The organism is Priestia sp. J2, assembly GCF_020790095.1.
GTDB lineage: Bacteria > Bacillota > Bacilli > Bacillales > Bacillaceae_H > Priestia > Priestia zanthoxyli.
The window spans coordinates 2,176,164-2,195,570 of sequence record NZ_CP086208.1 but is presented as its reverse complement, the minus strand read 5'-3'; the positions used below and the strand labels follow the sequence as shown (position 1 = coordinate 2,195,570).

21 protein-coding genes and 1 riboswitch are annotated in these 19,407 nt (G+C 37.5%); of the genes, 6 read left to right on the top strand and 15 right to left on the bottom strand.

Annotated features, from left to right (window positions below; translation table 11 throughout):
- Positions 1-204: 204 nt before the first annotated feature.
- On the bottom strand, positions 205-1,599 hold the full coding sequence (locus LJY09_RS11035; RefSeq protein WP_416339301.1) for a phospholipase D-like domain-containing protein: 1,395 nt from the start codon (positions 1,597-1,599) through the stop codon (positions 205-207).
- 367 nt (positions 1,600-1,966) lie between these two features.
- The gene (locus LJY09_RS11030; RefSeq protein ID WP_014460213.1) at positions 1,967-2,236 is read right to left on the bottom strand and encodes a hypothetical protein; all 270 of its coding nucleotides are present in this window, start codon (positions 2,234-2,236) and stop codon (positions 1,967-1,969) included.
- A 296-nt stretch (positions 2,237-2,532) separates the two neighbouring features.
- On the opposite strand from LJY09_RS11030, the gene LJY09_RS11025 reads away from it, so the two are divergent.
- From LJY09_RS11025 to LJY09_RS11010, 4 genes are all read left to right on the top strand, one after another.
- Complete coding sequence (locus LJY09_RS11025; RefSeq protein ID WP_028413446.1) at positions 2,533-2,718, top strand: hypothetical protein; 186 nt, start codon at positions 2,533-2,535, stop codon at positions 2,716-2,718.
- A 22-nt stretch (positions 2,719-2,740) separates the two neighbouring features.
- Entirely contained in the window at positions 2,741-3,862 is a 1,122-nt protein-coding gene (locus LJY09_RS11020; RefSeq protein WP_224980117.1) for a GerAB/ArcD/ProY family transporter, read from the top strand.
- A gap of 96 nt (positions 3,863-3,958) precedes the next feature.
- On the top strand, positions 3,959-4,192 hold the full coding sequence (locus LJY09_RS11015) for a hypothetical protein (RefSeq protein WP_028413448.1): 234 nt from the start codon (positions 3,959-3,961) through the stop codon (positions 4,190-4,192).
- Positions 4,193-4,217: 25 nt separating this feature from the next.
- On the top strand, positions 4,218-5,345 hold the full coding sequence (locus LJY09_RS11010) for a GerAB/ArcD/ProY family transporter (protein WP_028413449.1): 1,128 nt from the start codon (positions 4,218-4,220) through the stop codon (positions 5,343-5,345).
- A gap of 72 nt (positions 5,346-5,417) precedes the next feature.
- On the opposite strand, the gene LJY09_RS11005 is transcribed toward LJY09_RS11010, so the two are convergent.
- The 10 genes from LJY09_RS11005 to LJY09_RS10960 form a co-directional block, all read right to left on the bottom strand.
- A complete protein-coding gene (locus LJY09_RS11005; RefSeq protein WP_186806706.1) occupies positions 5,418-5,555 on the bottom strand; it encodes a hypothetical protein in 138 nt (45 codons plus the stop codon).
- Positions 5,556-5,683: 128 nt separating this feature from the next.
- Positions 5,684-7,018: an FAD-dependent oxidoreductase gene (locus LJY09_RS11000; protein WP_028413450.1), complete on the bottom strand. Its 1,335-nt coding sequence runs from the start codon at positions 7,016-7,018 to the stop codon at positions 5,684-5,686.
- Positions 7,019-7,258: 240 nt separating this feature from the next.
- Entirely contained in the window at positions 7,259-7,696 is a 438-nt protein-coding gene (locus LJY09_RS10995) for a YrvL family regulatory protein (protein ID WP_028413451.1), read from the bottom strand.
- 82 nt (positions 7,697-7,778) lie between these two features.
- Positions 7,779-9,860, bottom strand: coding sequence for a DNA topoisomerase III (locus LJY09_RS10990; RefSeq protein ID WP_228307740.1), 2,082 nt, complete (start codon positions 9,858-9,860; stop codon positions 7,779-7,781).
- A gap of 127 nt (positions 9,861-9,987) precedes the next feature.
- Positions 9,988-11,640, bottom strand: coding sequence for a DUF2339 domain-containing protein (locus tag LJY09_RS10985; protein ID WP_224980114.1), 1,653 nt, complete (start codon positions 11,638-11,640; stop codon positions 9,988-9,990).
- 173 nt (positions 11,641-11,813) lie between these two features.
- Entirely contained in the window at positions 11,814-12,050 is a 237-nt protein-coding gene (locus LJY09_RS10980) for a hypothetical protein (protein WP_013056931.1), read from the bottom strand.
- Between the two features lie 101 nt (positions 12,051-12,151).
- Positions 12,152-12,595 carry a hypothetical protein gene (locus tag LJY09_RS10975; RefSeq protein ID WP_028413454.1) on the bottom strand — a complete coding sequence of 148 codons (444 nt, stop codon included), beginning with the start codon at positions 12,593-12,595 and terminating at the stop codon, positions 12,152-12,154.
- 151 nt (positions 12,596-12,746) lie between these two features.
- Positions 12,747-13,775: a spore photoproduct lyase gene (splB, locus tag LJY09_RS10970; protein ID WP_025752275.1), complete on the bottom strand. Its 1,029-nt coding sequence runs from the start codon at positions 13,773-13,775 to the stop codon at positions 12,747-12,749.
- Positions 13,776-13,887: 112 nt separating this feature from the next.
- A complete protein-coding gene (locus tag LJY09_RS10965) occupies positions 13,888-14,136 on the bottom strand; it encodes a transcriptional regulator SplA domain-containing protein (protein ID WP_033578899.1) in 249 nt (82 codons plus the stop codon).
- An 85-nt stretch (positions 14,137-14,221) separates the two neighbouring features.
- A complete protein-coding gene (locus tag LJY09_RS10960; protein WP_028413456.1) occupies positions 14,222-15,181 on the bottom strand; it encodes a LacI family DNA-binding transcriptional regulator in 960 nt (319 codons plus the stop codon).
- 124 nt (positions 15,182-15,305) lie between these two features.
- On the opposite strand from LJY09_RS10960, the gene LJY09_RS27635 reads away from it, so the two are divergent.
- Positions 15,306-15,434, top strand: a complete 129-nt coding sequence (locus tag LJY09_RS27635; RefSeq protein ID WP_255219815.1) for a hypothetical protein — start codon at positions 15,306-15,308, stop codon at positions 15,432-15,434.
- Positions 15,435-15,473: 39 nt separating this feature from the next.
- Here the strand turns inward: LJY09_RS27635 and LJY09_RS10955 are convergent, their stop codons facing one another.
- The 3 genes from LJY09_RS10955 to LJY09_RS10945 all read right to left on the bottom strand — a co-directional run bounded on the left by LJY09_RS10955 (position 15,474) and on the right by LJY09_RS10945 (position 18,749).
- Positions 15,474-16,784 (bottom strand): Na+/H+ antiporter NhaC family protein, encoded by a 1,311-nt coding sequence (locus LJY09_RS10955; protein WP_098999819.1) that lies wholly within the window; start codon positions 16,782-16,784, stop codon positions 15,474-15,476.
- A gap of 85 nt (positions 16,785-16,869) precedes the next feature.
- A riboswitch (SAM riboswitch) is annotated at positions 16,870-16,976 on the bottom strand.
- Between the two features lie 101 nt (positions 16,977-17,077).
- Positions 17,078-17,845: an ABC transporter permease gene (locus LJY09_RS10950; RefSeq protein WP_034265853.1), complete on the bottom strand. Its 768-nt coding sequence runs from the start codon at positions 17,843-17,845 to the stop codon at positions 17,078-17,080.
- Positions 17,838-18,749, bottom strand: a complete 912-nt coding sequence (locus tag LJY09_RS10945) for an ABC transporter ATP-binding protein (RefSeq protein ID WP_098999818.1) — start codon at positions 18,747-18,749, stop codon at positions 17,838-17,840. Before LJY09_RS10945 ends, LJY09_RS10950 begins: the two co-directional genes overlap by 8 nt.
- 170 nt (positions 18,750-18,919) lie before the next feature.
- Here LJY09_RS10945 and LJY09_RS10940 point away from each other — a divergent pair, with 170 nt between their 5' ends.
- Positions 18,920-19,360, top strand: coding sequence for a YtoQ family protein (locus tag LJY09_RS10940; protein ID WP_025752263.1), 441 nt, complete (start codon positions 18,920-18,922; stop codon positions 19,358-19,360).
- Positions 19,361-19,407 lie beyond the last annotated feature (47 nt).

Below are 19,407 nucleotides of genomic sequence, written 5' to 3'. Positions count from 1 at the left end.
CGACGCTATATTATAATAAAACATATATGGAATTTCGTCAATAGGTCTTTTTATGAATCATGACTAGTACTGGCGACTTCAAAAAAACTGTGAGGCATATCACAGCTTTTCACACTTCCCACCACCAGTTGCAGCACCTTTTATCCTCTACCATTTATTTTTATAAGCTTTCTGCAAAAGCACTTTTTCAGGAAAAGTGCAGAACTATACAAAATGTCTCCAAAATCGCGTGAAGACTGAAAGAATATGGAGGAGTGCAGATTTTACAGGAGGCACGTTTTTTTGAGAATCCGTATTAAAACCCACAGGTTCCCCCTCATTTCCCACAAGCGTACTGTGAGAAATTTTAGTTTCAATAGCCCCTGTTAGCTCGGCTGCAAATTCGTCACTATCTATCATAACCATAGATTCAGTATTTAAAAATACAGAACGTGAATCTAAGTTAAAAGAACCAACTGCGCTCAAACGCTGGTCGTAAACAACGGATTTCCCGTGAATGGAATAAGGCTGTTGATATTCATAAAGCTTTGAAGCCGCTTTTATGACGCGGTTTTTCACTCCTAAGTATGCAGAAAAAGCCATAGCATTCGGAGTGGACGTAATAGAATTCGTTAAAATAATTCTTTGCACTTTAGATTTTACTGACTTATCTATATACTGTTCCATCTCTTTTGTTGGTACAATATAAGGACTTTGAACGACAATGGATTTTTCAGCTTGCTCAGAAAGCTTAATAAACGTTTTCCATATAAAAGGGCTTTTATTCATTCTTTGAATAGGATTTGCAATAAAAGAAACCTTTCTTGTAGGCATCGTTGATTCTCTCCATACAATATAAGGATGGACAAAGGGTTCGTTTGCTTTTTTGGCCTCTTCGTATTGATCTATTAACAATTTCTTTCCTGAAAGGCCACGAAATTGTTTAGTTTTCTTGAGCTTCGGAAAAGCTTTGCGCGTATACGGGTGGTTCCATAATTTCTCTACATACTTCTCCATTGAGAGAATGACACTATTACTTTCTTGCTTTGTATTATAAATCAGCACATCACGGTCATAGACAAAATTTTTATCCGGTTGACTGGCCAAGTATTTATCTCCGATATTTCGTCCTCCACTAATACCTAATTGGCCATCGACTACTATTATTTTATCGTGAAGACGGTTATGCCATGTCCAAGGTTTAAGAATAGTAAAGGGCTCATAGTACTTTAATTCAATATTATTGTGGAAAGCTAGAGCATAAAGAACATTTTTTCTCTTGCCTTTTAGCCCATGAGAGATCCCGTCTAACAGCACTCGAATACGTATACCTCGGTCCGCAGCTTCGAATAAAGCACCCATAAGTAAATCCGACGAACGACCTTTGCCGATGGAAAAGTACGCAATATCGATTGTATGCCTCGCTTCTTGAATCATCTGCATCCGAACAAGCCCTGAAAAATAACCGTTTTCCAAAAGCATAACACGGTCTGTGGATTCTTTCTTTCCGTAAAAATTCTCAGTATTCATTACTTTTAAGTCTTTTCCCTTGTGCAAAGGGACATAAAACAGTACCACTGCAGTTACGAATACATATATGAAGTACAATACGACAATCATTATTAGTATATTTATTAGCATGTTTCCTGTCACAATCCCTTTCCATTCTTATCGTTCTGTTTTTATTAGGATTCTTACTTTTTTAACTTCTATACCTTTTAAAATAAGAATGGAACGATGGATTATTTGTTACACTACTGTTGATTTCCGTGCAAGCCTTCGCTTCCGCTCCTGCAGGGTCTCACCTATTCTGTTTTCCCTATAGGAGCCTTCGCCTTGCCCTCCAAACAACTGCTAAAAGCCATTATATACACGAAACCTACATTCACTCTGCCAATAAAAAAAAGCAGAAGTTCATTATCTTCTGCTTTTGCAATTTATACTCTATTGTGAACCTGCTGTAAGTCTAAGTAAAACAGCTACTCTTTTATTGATTAAGGTCGTTTTCCATATCTTTTATGTCTTGCTGAAACTCAGTTAAACGCTGACGCTGTGTTTCAGAAGCATTTTCAAGCGCATTTTCGATTTGCTGAGAGGCTTCGTTCACTTCACCTATCGCTTGCTTCGCTTCATGTCCATACGATGCATCATTTTTAGCTTCATTTGCCTGTTCATATGCATCTACTGCTTCTTTATGCCCCTGCTGTGCTGCTTGAAATGATTGTTGTTTATCTTTGTTATATGGGAATTTTTTCATCATAGTGCTCCTTTCCATTTGTTCACTCTATAGTGTGGCATTTTTCCACTTATTCATACGACGTTTCGATAGGTTGAAGCTGCGTAAATATTCCGCATAACAAATTCCTTTATTATTTAAGAGCGTCCAATGATATCTTTTATCCCTTGAAATACTTTCTATATTTTACATAAATGTATAATCACTTTCTTTAGCGGACATCATACGAATAGCCTATTTGAACGTCAAAATATATTGGGGTTGACTGCATGCACTTGTTTCTTTCCTTTTTGATCATTTGTGCAGGGATTATATGGATGGAAATAAAAAGATTACCTCAACACTCTCATAAAAAAGAACGGAAAATTTTTATTGTATTCATGACAATCAGTATCATGATCGCTCTTGCAAAAATCTTTCGGCTGCCTCTACCGAACCCTTCTGATTGGGTAGAAGCAATGTTTCAGCCTTTAAGTCACTTATTATTCCGTTGGATCACTTAATTCGTGTATATGGCAAAAGGATGTGCTCATTTTGCTTAATGAAATCAATATTTCGGCTGCGCAATTTCGCAAGCTAGTAACTTTATATAGCATCGGAAGCACAATTATTGTTGTGCCTGCTGCTATTACGGCTGATGCTCATCAAGACGCCTGGATTGCAGCACTTTTCGGTGTAGCATCAGGAATTGGCTTAGTTTTGCTTTTTACCTCACTAGGAAAAATGTTTCCAACGCTTACGCTGATGGAAATGAACGAAAAAATTTTAGGTAAACTGTTTGGAAAGATTGTTTCTGCTGTTTTTGTATTATCCAATTTGTTTATCAGCAGTCAAGTTCTTTACTATGTAGGGAATTTTCTCACTACACAAATTCTTCCCTACACGCCGCTTACAGCCATCCACATTGCGTTTATGAGTGTGGTTATCGTAGGAGTACGCCTAGGAATAGAAGTTATTGCACGAAGTGCCGAGATTTTATTCCCTTGGTTTGTCGGATTGTTCGGACTTCTGATTTTGTCTATGATTCCGCAAATTAAAATAGAGCATATTCAGCCTGTGTTCGAAATACATCCAAAAGCTTTTATTCGGGCTGTTTTAACGTTTTTAAGCATGAGTTCTTTGACTTATACGATTCTGCTTATGATTTTCCCTTCCCATACACCAGACACAAAAAAGTCCACTCAATCTTTTTATATAGGGAATATAGCCGGTGGACTAGTGATGGTTACGTTAATCTTACTCGGAATTTTAGTGCTTGGTCCTTATTACTCCCAAATCACCATGTTTCCAAGCTATGAATTAGGAAGAAGAATTGATGTAGGAAACTTTCTTCAAGGAATTGAAGTAGTCATTGCTATTTTGTGGTTTATTACTCTCTTTTTTAAGCTTTGCATTTACTTTTACGCTACTCTTTTGGGGTTTGCCAATGTATTTCATATAAAGGACTACAAGCTATTTTCTTTTCCAGTCGCACTCATCATGATTACACTTTCCCTTATTGTGTATCCAAGCGTTTCTTATCAAAAAGATTGGGATACAAAAACGTGGATTCCCTACAGCTTACTTGTAGGCATCTTATATCCGCTTTTCCTTTTAATTGCAGGATTTATTCAAAACAAAAAGCAGCATTCTTCTAACAGCGACTAAAAAATCAAAAACCTTTAATAGAGAATGCACCTTCAGTATAAGTAGTTATTTTTCTGGAAAATATAACATTAATTATTCATGTATAGGAGCTAGTCTATGCTAGGGGTATTCGGGTTACTTATTGTTTGCACGCTCGTCATTTGGTTTGAAGTACCTAACTTACGGCAAAAAAAAGCGAAGAAAGAATTATGGCTATTCTACACAGTTCTTGTAATTGGAACGTCCGTAAGCATCTGTAAAGCACTGGGTTTGTATGTTCCAAATCCTTCTGATTTATCAGCTGCTATCTTTAGACCAATCAGCATATTTTTACTTCATTTATTATCTTAATACGTAAGACGAGGAAGTGAATACCGTGAAACCTGTAGTTAAAATTTCAACGATTCAATTTCGCATGCTCGTCATGCTTTATACAATTGGAAGCACAATTGTTATTGCTCCAGCGGCTATGACTGTTGATTCTAAGCAAACCGCTTGGATTCCGGCTATCCTTGGAGTAGCATGCGGATTTGTATTAGTGAAAGTATATATAGCTCTCGGACTTTTATTTAAAGATAAAAATCTGGTAGAAATCAATGATGTAGTATTTGGAAAATATCTAGGAAAAGGTGTATCTTGTTTATTTGTCCTATCTACTGTCATAACGTGCAGCCGCATTGTATACTACGTCGGAAGTTTTTTAAATACCCATATTATGATGGAAACGCCGCTGCTTGCTATTCACATTATTTTTATGCTTGTGGTTGTTTTCGGGGCAAGACTCGGGCTAGAAACAATTGCACGCTGCTGTGAAATCTTTTTCCCGTGGTTTGTTGGCCTTCTCGGGATTTTTATTTTTTCACTAACTCCTCAAATGAAACTTGAAAATCTTATGCCTTTAATGGACATTCACTTAAAGCCGCTGACTCATTCGGTTCTTATCTTTCTTAGCATTACTTATTTTACTTTTGCTCCTTTGATGATGATTTTCCCCCTTCATTTAAGAAAACCTGAAAAAGGAGCTAAAGCTTTAATGAGCGGCAGCCTGCTAGGTGGATTTATTATGGTAATTGTTATTTTTTCTTGTATAATCGTTATTGGTTCTTATCATTCTTCAACTACCATGTTTCCCGTATATGAAATGGCTAAGCGAATTGAGGTGGGAAATTTTTTGCAAGGAATCGAGGTAATTATTGCCATTATATGGTTTCTTACTCTTTTCTTTAAAGTTTCTCTTTATTTTCATGCTTCCATCGCTGGACTTTGTCATATTTTTAACATCAATGAAACTCGATTTCTAACGTTACCGATGGGATTAATTGTTACGACTTTTTCCATTATTGTGTACCCAACCATTACCTATCAAAAAACATGGTTAGCCGAAACGTGGATTCCCTATAGTTTTTTGATGGGAGCTTTATATCCTTTTATTCTTCTTATCATAGGATGGATTCGTTTTAAACCAGCTAAAATAAAAATAAAAAAGATAATAAAATCCACATAAAAAAAGGTTGAGACATAACGAAATAAATCCAATCGAAAGACGAACAAATGAGATACATGAGCTCTGGACTGCTTATGACACGGCAATTGATTTCCGTGCAAGGCTTCGCTTTCCGCAGGCGGCCGCTGAGCCTCCTCGTCGCTTTCGCTCCTGCGGGGTCTCACCTGTTCCGCTTTTCCCGCAGGAGTCTTCGCCTTGCCCTCCAATCAATTGCTAGAAGGAACGAAACAAATAAAACGATGTACACCATCACAAAAAAAGCGAACCACTCATCGAACAGGTTGATGAATGGTTCGTTTTTTACTTGGACTCAACTACTTTTGTCCCAGCCTCTTTTTTTATGCTTGAAGCGCTTGAAGCCCTGCTTGGTTTAAGAAATGCCAAGGCTTATTAAAGTGGGGTTGAAAGAAAAAGTCCATAAAGCCAAGCTCATCGATCGTCATTTCCTGCTGTACGCATACGGACAATGTATTAATTGCTTGAGTAGCATCAATTTTAGAAATAACCTGTGCACCTACAATTCGTCTCGTTTCTTCTTCATATACTACTTTTAACGTAATATTTTCGTACGTTGGCATGAATTCTGGTCGGTTATTTTCTGATATTGTGATACTTTTCACATTCATATCAAAAAGAGAAGCCGCTGTTTCAGTTATGCCGGTAGATGCAACATTGTAATCATAAATATGCAAGCCTGATGTTCCTTGTGTTCCCATATACTTGATCGTCGGTTTAACAAGGTTTTGAGCAACTAATGTTCCCATTCTAACCGCATTTGTAGCAAGCGGAATATAGGCATGTTTCTTAATCGGATTGTAGTAAATCGCACAGCTATCTCCGGCCGCAAATATATCTTTTTTGCTTGTTTGCATATATTCATCAACCACAATTGCGCCGTTTGGAAGCATGTCTACCTGCCCTTTTACTAAGTCTGTGTTTGGACGAAAGCCAACACACAAAATAACAAGATCCGCTTCATATTCACCTGCAGTTGTCACTACTTTTTCAACAGATCCATCGCTGCCTGCAAATTTAGTAACCGCTTGGTTTAATGCTAATGTAACTCCCCGCTTTTTAAATTCCGTTTCCATCAAGCTTGTAAACTCTGGATCAAGATATTTATTTAAAATACGATCAGCACTATCAATGAACGTGACTTCTTTTCCATACACTTCAAAGGCTTCTACTAATTCTGCACCAATATAACCCGCACCAATTACGGCGATTTTTTTTGCTTGTTTTGCTTTTTCGATAATGTGATTAGCATGCTGATAGTTTTTACAAAGCACAACATTATTTAAATCGATGCCTTCAAGGTTTGGAATAATCGGCCATGATCCAGTTGTCATCACTAATTTATCAAATGTATCTTCAAATTCTTCGTTTGTTTCTAAGTTTCGCACCGCTATTTTTTTGTCTTCTGTATCAATATTCGTCACTTCGTGTTTCATTTTCATATTTACACCCATCTCTTGCAATTCAGACGGTGAAGAGTAAAATAAACCATTTGCATCTTTTACGACCCCGCCTACATAGAGCGCAATTCCACAAGACAAAAATGAAACATTATCATTTCGCTCATAAACTGTAATTTTAGCTTCTGGATAAAGTTCTGCCATATTTTTTACTGCTGCTGTTCCTGCATGTGTACACCCTACTACTGCAATTTTCATAGATGATATCCCCCTTAGGATTATAGAAAATATAATTTGTGAAGTTTTTCACATATATTGTGAAATGTTTCACATATCTTTTACAATTCTTATTATACAAACATGTTTGTTCTTTTTCAAGATATATGTGAAAAAAATCACATACTTTTTTAAAAAAATATGTTACAGGGTTCTTTAAATAGCATTGAAGCTTGATATGATGCACTTTTTTTGTTGATGCGCTGCTGATGAACAATTTCATCAGCTTGTTTTTTCACGTAGAAACTCACTATCCAATGCACTCTCTAACAAAAAAAATAAACCGGATAAAATAATCATCGCTAAAATAGATACACGGATTCCGCTTACAAGCAAGTCTGCTATATAAACCGATAGAAAAGTAAAAAATATGTCCACAAAAGCCGCAGATGCTACAAATAATACTCTGTTCATCCTAGCATTCTTCATTAAAAAAATAAGCGCCTTTGAAAAAAGCTCTGTGAAAGAGCCAAACACAAAAATAAAAAATAGAAATAAACATATGGCCCAGTAAGAGTCATACTCCACTCCCATCACTCTAAGGAAGCCTATAAAACCAAAAAAGTAGCTTCCCATTAAGATAGCTAAAATGATTAGTACCATCGTTCCTACTATAAAGAACGCGATTAACCGATTCATTCCCCTGCTTTTTCTTTTCATTGTTCCACGCCACCTTGCTTACTCATCACTTAATCCATATTATACCAAAAAAAGTGCGATACCATGGTATCGCACTTCTACGTTAATTATCTTTTTTATCTTGAAGAGCTTGTTTTAAAGCATCTCCCAAGCTTGAACCAAATGCTCCGTCATCGTTGTATTTGTTAAGAAGCTTTCGTTCTTCTCGTTTTGAAATCTTTTTCTTTTTGTCCTCGGCTTTTTCCACTACTTGACATGAACGGCATTGGAAGTACGTACCCGCTTTTCCTGAATGAATTTCCATTCGTTTATGACACTGCGGACAGCGTCGGTTCGATAGTTTAGGGTCTTTTGCGCGTCTATAGCTGCACTCAAGGCTTGAACAAACGAGCACTCTTCCTTGCTTTGTTTTCTTTTCTTTTAAGAACGAACCGCATTCTGGGCATTTAGAGCCCGTTAAATTATGGGGTTTGTACGTTTGATTACTTGTTTTTACTTGTTTAACCAGCTTTTCCGTTTGCTCGCGAATATTTGTTAAAAACTCTTTTGCATTTCCTTTTCCTTTAGCAATTGCTTCTAAGTCACGTTCCCATTTAGCCGTAAGCTCAGGAGACTTTAACTCGTCTGCTACTAAGTCAATCAGCTGCTTTCCTTTTTTTGTTGCGTGCAGACGGTTATTTTGGCGATCAATGGATTCGTTTTGCAGAAGTTTTTCAATAATATCTGCGCGTGTTGCCGGCGTACCTAAGTTGTGTTTTTCCATTTGTCCAAGAAGATCGGCTTCTGTATAGCGCTGCGGCGGCTCTGTAAATGCACTTTTCATCGTTACATTTTGAATGAGCAGCTTGCTGCCTTCTTTCATATCAGGCAGCTTCACCGTTGCTTCTGAGTCTCCACCAGAAACTTTTTTGAAGCCTGCATTCACAACTTGCTTTCCGCTCGCTACCAACAGTTCCCCGTTTACTTCAAGCTCTGCTTTAACCACTTCATACTCATATGCAGGATAAAACAATGAGATAAATCGCTTTGCAATTAAGTCATACAGCTTTCGTTCATCAGCTGATAAGTCCTGTAAAAACACAGGCTGATCCGTTACGATAATCGCATGGTGATCACTTACTTTTTCATTATTAACCACTCGCTTTGGCAGCTGTGCATTTTTTAAAATTGGACGAACTTCTTCTTTATATACAGCAGAGATGCTTTCCAAGCGCTCTTTCATAGTGGAAACCATATCTGTTGTTAAATAACGAGAATCTGTACGTGGATACGTTACTAACTTATGCTGTTCGTACAATTTTTGAAGTACATTTAATGTCTTCTTAGCAGAGAAGTTAAAGCGTTTATTAGCGTCGCGCTGCAGTTCATTTAAGTCATAAGGAAGCGGCTGCGCTTCTTTATGCATTTTACGCTTGATTGTTTGCACAACTGCTTCACCTGATAATTTTGAGTGCAGCTCTTTTGCACGTTTCTCATCAAAAATGCGCTTTTCATTACCCTTTTGCCAAGCTGCTTCAAACGACGAAAACTGAGCTGTAAGCGTCCAATATTCACTAGGTTTGAATGTGTTAATTACTTGTTCACGCCCAATTATCATCGCAAGCGTCGGTGTTTGTACACGTCCCGCTGATAATGGTTCTTCGTATTTAGTCGTTAACGCTCTCGTTACGTTTAAACCGATAAGCCAATCGGCTTCTGAACGGCAAACCGCTGAATCATACAAACGATTAAACTCTTTTCCTGGTTTTAGCTGTTTAAACCCGTCACGAATCGCTTTGTCCGTTTGAGACGAAATCCAAAGACGTTTAAACGGCTTGTTCCAGCGTACCTTTTCCATAATCCAGCGTGCTACAAGCTCTCCTTCACGCCCTGCATCAGTCGCAATAATTAACTCGCCAATATCCTTTCTTTTTGCTAGATCGGATACTGTACGAAACTGAGAGCTCACTTTACGAATTACTTTTAGTTTCATTTTCTCAGGCATAATTGGCAGATCTTCTAATCGCCATGTTTTATATTGGTTATCATAATCCTCTGGTGTTTGTAATTCAACTAAATGGCCGAGTGCCCATGTTACGACATACTTTGGCCCTTCAATATACCCTTTTTTTGTTTGTGTGCTGCCAAGCACGCGCGCAAGATCACGTGCTACACTTGGCTTTTCTGCTAATACAAGTGATTTCATTTTATGTATACCTCCAATTCACTTGTTCCATTATACATGATTGTATACTTTTTGTACGACTTCAAGATTAAGTTTACATAATCATATTATAATAAATAAAGCTGAAGAATTTCTCTTCAGCTTCTAGCTACTTCTTTTTATAAAATAATCGCGAGATAATTAAACCGATAGCTCCTAAAACGATAAATAACAAGGCTCGTATAGCCATTGGGATAAAAGGTAAATCATATAAAACGAGTTTAAAAAGTGTTAAGAACAAAATGCCCACGCCGACATATGTTGCTGTTTTAAAATTTCGAAGTGATCCTATTACGAATGCAGCAATGGACAAGCATAGCCAAACGGCCGTCATAATAAGCGTTTGTGTATTAGCGGAAAGATCAGTGGTTCCAGCGACCGTCACTTCCGTTGCAAAAATTAAAGAAAGAATAGAAAAAACAATACTTCCTCCAATTTTGAACGTATCGTGCTCATCTTTTTCTGTTTTTTGAATACTGATCCATACAAATACTAGAATAGAAGCTAACACAACAACCCAGTTTAATGTCGGAAGAGACAGCACTTGTTCGATTGGTGTAACTAAGATATACGTGGCACTCAGTATATAAATCGTATAAGAAAACAGTTGATGAAGTAGATTTTTATACGTCATGGCGATATAGTAAACAGCAAGTCCTTGAATCACATATAAAATGACTCCTTCTCTTAAATCGACGAGCTGATGAATAAAAAACGCTACTGCAACAATTAAATAGGTAATAAAAAATTCAAATTTCTCTTTAGAACTTCTTACTGTGTAAACACCTAATGCGTAAATAATAACTAGCGCAAGCAGCACCATGGTGGTCGTGCCATCGTCAAAAACGGCAAGCAGCCAGCCGTACGTAACTGCTAAACTCGATAGAAGGGTAAACGCATATACTTGGAGTACGGATTGTGATAGAAAAAAGCTAGAAATTAAGCATAAATGCTGAATCAGAATCGCCATACCTAATAACGCTTTTACACCATTATCACCAACAAACGAGTAATAAATGAGTAGCGTAAGATTTAATAGTACCGCGGAAAGAACATATAAAATTGAATATTTTTGTTTGATTGCCACATATAAAAAGGCAATATACAGAAGCGTTTCATAGCCAATGAAAACCAGAGCATTAGGCGAATTACTTTCAATAAGAAAAGGAACTAGTACGCCTCCAACCGCGCTAATAATCCCTAATGCCTGTGAACGATAAAAGACTGTTGCTGCAATTCCTAAGATGATCCAACTCGCATTTAGCATAAAAGCAAGCGTTGGTCCTGCTAAATGATATAGGCTATGCATCGCAAACGTCGTTAACATGAGAATAGGAATAGCTCCTCCTACAAGTACTTGCCCGAGCACCAGCCTACCCTTTTTGATTTGAAAATGACCTGTCACAGCAAAACCTATCGAAACAACGAAACCGAGAACAACTTTTGCTTTTTCATTCATTAATCCATAGTCAGAGGCTGCTTTAAATCCCCATAGCACGCCAATAATAAATACGAAAATAAAAATTCTCGGCAGCCATGTTTGAAAAAGGACTTTTTCCCAATCAACAGGCTCTTCTATTGCCTGTGAGCTTTTAGCTGCTGTTTGAGCAGGACGTTTAGTCGTCTCCTGGCGCAGCTTGGGAGGAGCGTGAACTGCTGGTCTTGGAGAATTTGTTTTATATACAAGCGACTTTAGCTTGGCTACGTCTTCTTCTAAACTGCTTATTTTTCGTTCAAGCTCTTCTATTCTTTCGTTTTCCATATTTCCTCACCCTTTCTCTTTAAAGTATTTGTGATTTTTATATGTATACCTTACAGCACTTAACTATTATACCATTAAAAGGAATATCACTTAAAAACATTCTATTTTTAGCAAAAAAAAATACAGCGCCCTTTTCAAAAGAAAAGTTCGTTGTATAGGATGTGCTGCATTTTTTATGTCACTTTCTCGCTGTATGTACTGTGAAATCCCGCTTCGATATGGGCTACTTGAAAGCTATGATGACCAATTAAATATTTAACAATATCCACACGGTCAATTTTACCTGGCTTATTGTTCATTGCTTCTCGCACCATAGATTGAAATGTTTCTTTGCAAAACTTCTTTTCATGAAGCAGAATCGTTTCACAATACTCTTCATGGTCTCCCTCTGAAATACGATAATAATGCATTTCTTTCACCCCTTTTTAGTGTTATACCTATTACATACCCCAAATATTGCTATTTTAACAAATTAATTTTATTATTCTTTATTTTTCCATTTATATATAATTTACAGCGCAACGTTTCGAAACTCATCGTTATAAATGCTAATTTGAAGACGCTGAGAAAAACGTTCTTCTTCAATGTAGGTCTCAGGCATTAATCCAACAGGATATACCTTAGGGTTTTCGCCACTTCCTAATATGTATACATACATCTTTCCTTCGTTTGTATATCGAACCTTCGTCGAAATACCTCCTTGCCCTTGAAGAGGCGCATAAACCGCTCTTACATTATCTCTAATTTCTTGTACAAATCCATGTAGTTCAACATCCGAATCGTAATAGTGGTTTGCTTCATACAAGCCGTAAATACGAGACTTATCGATATCACATAATATGTTCCAAAATTCAGATAAATCTTCTTGGAACAACACTTGAATAAAATTTCGTGCAGCTTCTTGCTGTTCTTTTGTTAATTCTTTTGTTAGCGCAAACTCTTCATTTTTTAACATCTCAGTCACCTCCCTTATGTATGTAATACGACAAGAGATACAAATAACCTCTTTTTTCAGCTTATTAGCAACCAATTTATTTTTCACATTAAAAATTGAAAAGCTATCTCGACTAAGATGTCAAAATAACTTTTCAATTACTGTAGAATAATTACGTAAAATACTCGATTTTCGCATTTGGAAAATACTGATCAATGTAATATTCCAACGTCTCTCTCAATTCTTGTTCTTCATCTTTTGCGTATACATACTTTCCAATCCCGTAACGCCCCCATTTGTAACGGCGCTCTTCTTCATTCATCTCAAGCTTTGTTTTCGGATAGTTTTTCTCAATCACTCGTTTGGCCGGCTTGGTAAAGCGATGCTGAATCATTTCAAATGTAATATCATCTCTTGACTCTTCAGGTATAGAAGCATCAAGCTTTTCAAACAGCTGACGGTATCCCTCTTGCCAACCTTCATGGATGTAAATAGGCGCCACAATAAAGCCAAGTGGATATCCGGCTTTTGCAACTTTATTAGCAGCTTCAATCCTGTAATCAAGAGGAGATGTACCAGGTTCAAAGTTTTTTATAACATAATCTGCGTTTATGCTAAAGCGAAAGCGCGTGCGACCATTATGTTTAGCATCCAATAAATGATCCACGTGATGAAATTTAGTCACAAAACGCAGTTGACCTAGTTCACTTTCTCCAAAATATTCAATCGCGCGCTTTAATGAATGTGTTAAATGATCAATTCCTACGATATCAGATGTACAAGCCGCTTCAAATCGCGTTATTTGAGGGGCTCTTTCCTGCATATATTGCTCTGCTTGACCTAATATTTCTTCAACATTCACGTACGTGCGAATATACGGTTTGCTTCCCATTGTTGTCTGCAAATAACAATAGTGACAGTGCCCCATACACCCTGTTGCAAAAGGTATTGCATATTCAGCTGACGGTTTAGATGTATCAAATTTCAAGGTTTTACGCACACCAACTACTAAAGTAGACTTGGCATTGCGGTATTTTTGCAAATCATTCTTTCCCGGTATATTACGCACTTGATTATGAGAAGTTGTTTGACGAATTTCAATTCCCATCTTCTCAAATTTTTCTTTTAATTGAACACCAAGCGGGTACTCCATTGCCCCTGGCTCAATGTATACTAATTGAGGTACAAAAGGTTTTATCATCATGTACACTTCCTTTTTTCTAATACTAATAGCGTTTGAAAAATAAAAAGACTCTATCCATGGTAATTATTTTCCACATCAAAAAAGACTCTCTATTTAAGAGAGCCTTTCGTCAATCATATTGTTCATAATCAAATATCTTGTTATACATGTTCTCTGCTTCTTCATACGTTGAATACACAGCATCATCTTCAGCTAACAAATGATAAGACTCATGCAGAAACAACGCTTTTTCACCTTTATTTTCAGGATGTTCAACAATTTCAGCTTGATTAATATTGGCAACGTTTGCCGTATGAGGATTTCGGTAAATAACAAATACTTGATCTCCTACTTGATATTCTTTTTTCTCCACGATCATCATCCTTTTCTTCTTTCTTTACTCGTATGATGTCCGCTTTTACTCATTTTATCCGATAAAAACACGTGGTGAGATCATCAAGAATTTATACGCTTTTACGCTCAATAAACCGAAAAGGAAGCTCAATTTTTTGAGGATCCTTGCTCCTAACTAGTTTAAAAAGCGTTTCGCCCATTTCTTTGAGAGGAAGTTCGATCGTTGTGATTTGTAAATAAGAAGAAAGCGGATGATTATCAAAACCAATAATAGCTAAATCGCCTGGAACTGATATACCCGCTTGTTCGCACTGAGCTTTTATACCAATAGCGACTTGATCGTTTGTTACTAAAAGCGCCTGAGGCCGATTTTTCATCTGCACCAATTTTTTCACCACTTTTTCACCATCTGTCACGTTCAAACAGCCTTGAAACACCCATTCCGGATGATAAGGCTCATTTATTCTTTCTACATATTCTTTGTATGCTTGCTGCCTCTGTTGACTATTTGTACCCGTCATTCTTCCAATACAGTAGCCAATATCCGTATATCCTTTTTCTTTTAAATACATGAGCGCTTTCTTAAAAGCTGCATAATGATCAACGTATACGGAGCGAATAGAACGATTTTGTACGTTTTCGCACACGGCTATCGGCCCGTACTGCTGATAATATTCAATCGTGCTCCAGCTGCCTGCTCTAGAACAAATAATCACTCCATCAACCTGCTTTGTTTTTAGCATATGAAGCGCTTCTTCTTCTTTTTTTACATCATAGTTCGTCTGACAAATAACAAGCTGATACTGCTTTTCTAACGCTTGAGAGGCCACTCCTTCTAAAAGCAGACTGAAATAAGGATGATTAATAAAAGGCAAGACGACAGCAATCATATTTGTTTTCCCTTTTGATAAGTGAACGGCATTAATGTTTTGTTCGTAATTAAGTTCTTGAATTACTTCTTCTACCAGACGGCGCTTTTCTTCTTTTACATACGGATGATGATTTAAAACCCGTGACACGGTCGAAACAGATACACCAGCTTTTTTTGCGATATCTCGGATATTTGTCATGTTTTCACCTTTTTCTCTTGCGCTGAAACGCGTTTCATACTTTATTCTCATTATAAAGTGAAACAGCAATAAGCTAAACCCGTTACAATCATGTTTTTATTCACTTATATAAGGAGGTCATATCATGGGTATTTTATTATTCATTTTATTATGCGGAATTGAAATCGGAGGAGCGGCTTATGCACTTAAACAAAATGAGACACTTTGGAAGGAGCTAGATGAAAAAAAGCCGACTGATTTTTTCAAACAGTAAAAAACCCTTAAAAAGAATGTTCTTTTTAAGGGTTTGATATTACGCAGCTTCTTTAGATGATTTTGATTTTTTATTTAAACGAGGAAAGCCAATTACAATCGCAATGATACCGCAAACCGCTGTTAACATTGGATAGAATGTAAATGGAATAATCTCAATTGGTGAAACTTTAGCAAATCCTGCTGCTAGAAGCATTTGTGCACCGTAAGGGATAAGCCCTTGAACGCTGCATGAAAACAAGTCGAGCAGACTGGCTGATTTACGATTATCAATTGAATACTTATCAGAGATTTCTTTCGCTAACGGACCTGCTGTAATAATTGAAATCGTGTTATTAGCCGTGGCTAAATTGGTTAAACTTACTAATCCAGCGATGCTGAATTCTCCGCCTTTTTTTGTTTGAATACGTCGTGTTAATAGGTTCAATAAGAACTGAATACCGCCGTTATAGCGAATGAGTTCAACCATTCCGCCAATTAACAGAGATAAAATAATTAATTCCGACATTCCGCCAATACCTTCTGTCACAGTTTTAGCAAGAGAAGAAAGCGTGTAGCTTCCGTCAGCTAATCCAATCACGCCGGCTAATACAATTCCTCCGGTTAAAATGCTTAATACGTTTGCACCAAATATGGCAGCAACGAGTACGCCGACATAAGGCAAGATTTTAAACCAGCTAAAATCTTTAATTTCTACTGATGACGTATTGCCTAGCGTCATTACAAGTAATAAAATCACTGTAACAATCGCTGCAGGAAGGACAATAAAAAAGTTTACTTTTAATTTATCTGACATATTTGTTTTTTGAGTACGAACTGCCGCAATGGTCGTATCAGAGATTACGGATAAATTATCTCCAAACATTGCACCACCAACAACAGCAGCAATTGCCAATGTAATGGATACATGCGCCTGCTCACTGATTCCTACAGCGATAGGCCCTAACGCAGCGATCGTTCCCATTGACGTTCCCATCGAAATTGAAATGAATGCGCCAATAACAAAGATTCCGACTACCACTAAGCTTTGCGGAAGCGCAGACAGAGCTAAGTTTACCGTTGAATCAACAGCTCCCATGCCTTTAGCGACTTCTGAAAAAGCACCTGCTAAAATAAAAATAAGTACCATAATAATGATATCAGGATGCCCTGCTCCTTTAGCAAAGCGTTCCACTTTTACATTAAGTGAATCTTTGCGGTTCATAGCCAGCGCCACAATGGCTGCAATGATAATAGCTACTAATACAGGCAGCTTATAAAAATCTCCCGTTATAATTCCTGATCCGACAAACAGGACTAAAAAGACGCCCAGCGGTAACAGCGCCCAGCCGTTTCCTTTTTGTTGTTCCATTCTTAACACCTCTTGTTTACGTAATAAAAAAAGACCTCTTCTTATTGATAAGAAGAGGTCTCTTATTTGTATCATAAGATTACCCTTCTCATCTTCCAAACGAAACATCGTCTGCTGGATTTGGCACCGCACTGCGTACAGCCAGTTGCCGAGACATCGTAGGGCCAGTCCCTCCGTCTCTCTTGATAAGAAGTTTGTAGTTGTTTTAAAAATAGTCTTTCACTACTGTAATCTCTTTTTATTTAATTGTCAAATGCTATTTTAGAAAAATATATAGTGTGAAAATTCTCACATCAATTAGCTACGTCACGTTTTAAAAACGCCACCCATGCTACCCCCATAAAGAAGACAAAGTGTGCAACTAAGATGAAGATTGAAAATGGAATTGTCATTCCGTCAAACATCGTCTTCATTCCGTCCATATACTGCACAAAGTTTGTGTTGGCGAACAGTAAAAATTTCCCCCACCATAGACCAAACTGTGATACTATCCCAGTTACTGCTTTCGCCCCAATACTTACGACAATAGCTAGACTTGAAGCAAGCGCGCTGTTTCTAAATAAAGACGACAGCATGAATGCGAACGTCATCATCATAAACGTTTCCATATACGCGCTGTCATACGTAAGCGTAATGTTTTTAAGCAGCTGCGCATCTCCTTCTAGACTGGCAAATCCAAAGAACAATGCTCCCCATACAAACGAAAAAAGCAAATAGCTCAGCAAGTAATACAAGCTAATTAAAACGAGCGTTATGTACTTGGACGTTAAAATCGTTGAACGTCTAGCAGGGCGAATTAAAAGAAGCTTAATGGTACCCGCTTCAAACTCTTTTGCAACCATTGATCCTCCAACAGCAAGCGCGAAAAATTGAACGAGGATCAGCATGCCTGCACTAAATGACAGGAAATTCAATATGTTGTCTTCCGTTCCTGCGCTGTTTGCTACTTTCTTCATTAAAAGAGCCATACAAAGAGTTAAGATGCCGATTGTAATAAACGTGACTTTTGTACTTCTTTTGTAAAACCATTTCATATGTTCATTTTGAATTAACTTAAGCATGGTGCTCTCCCTCCGTAACGGACATAAACGAATCTTCAAGCGTCTCATACACAGGAGTGATTCGGTAGACTAAAATATCGCTGTCCACTAATTTTCTATTTACAGCTGGAATTTGTTCTTTTACAATCGCCACGTCGATAATATGTGATCTCATCGTTACTTCAAATTCTTGTGATAAAAGATCCGCTGCTTTTTGCGCGTCAGACACCTCAAATTCTACGTACATTCCTTGGTCTTGACGATTTGGAGATAGATCTTGAATGGCTTTTAACTCACCGTCTTGAATAATGCCAACGCGGTCACATAATGCTTCTACCTCTTTTAATAAGTGGCTCGCGATTAAGATTGAAATTCCTTCTTCCCTGCAAAGCGTTTGTAAATATGTACGAAATTCTCTCATTCCCGCTGGGTCTAGACCATTTGTTGGTTCGTCTAGTAAAAGCAATGCAGGCTTATGTAAAATGGCTTGAGCTACTCCTAAACGCTGTCTCATCCCAAGGGAATACGTCTTCACTTTTGCATGAATGCTGTTTTCAAGCTTTACTAAAGCAATCACTTCATCCAAGCGTTCTGATGTGACCCCTTCATGCATATTCGCAAAGTGTTTTAAATTTTGATAGCCCGTCAGATAATCATAAAACTCAGGGTTTTCAATAATCGCTCCAATTGATTTCATAGCTGAAGTAAACTGTTCTTTTAAAGGAAACCCATTGACGGTAATTGTTCCCTTTGTTTCTTTAATGAGTCCTACTACGGTACGAATTAGCGTTGTTTTTCCAGAGCCGTTCGGACCAAGCAATCCGAAAATCTCACCGCGCTCAACCGATAAGGATACATCATGCAAAATGGTTTTCTTCCCAATTACTTTACTAACATGATCTACTTGTAGCACTGTTTCTGTCATCAGGTACATCCTTTCTTTAATTAGCAATACGCTTTCTATTGTTTCTCTTTTTTAACTATTTGTCTACTATAACCTTATTTTTGGAAAAGTAGCCCATTCAAATCATTCGTATTATCCGCTTACATTTGATAAAATAAAACAAACTTTAGTTAGAGGAGGACTTCTACATAATGAACTTAACCGTATACCTTGCCGGGCAAATTCATGATAACTGGCGAGACGAAATTAAAAACCAAGCGGAACAATTAAACCTTCCCCTTACCTTTGTCGGTCCCATGACAGACCATGACCGCTCCGACAACATTGGAGAAGAAATTTTAGGAAAACAGCCTAATGCTGTCTTAAAAGATGAAGCTGCTTCTCAAATTAATAATTTACGCACACAGGTGCTCCTTAAAAAATCTGATGTGGTCATTGCTTTATTTGGTGAAAAATACAAGCAGTGGAACAGCGCAATGGATGCGGCGACAGCCATCGCATTAGATAAACCGCTAATTTTGGTTCGCCCTGAAAAACTGCACCACCCGCTTAAAGAACTGTCAAACAAAGCGCAAGTTGTAGTCGAAACGCCAGAACAAGCTCTTCAAGCATTAGCTTATATTTTTGAATAACAACAAATAAGAGCTGTCGAAAACCGGCAGCTCTTATTTGTTGTTTG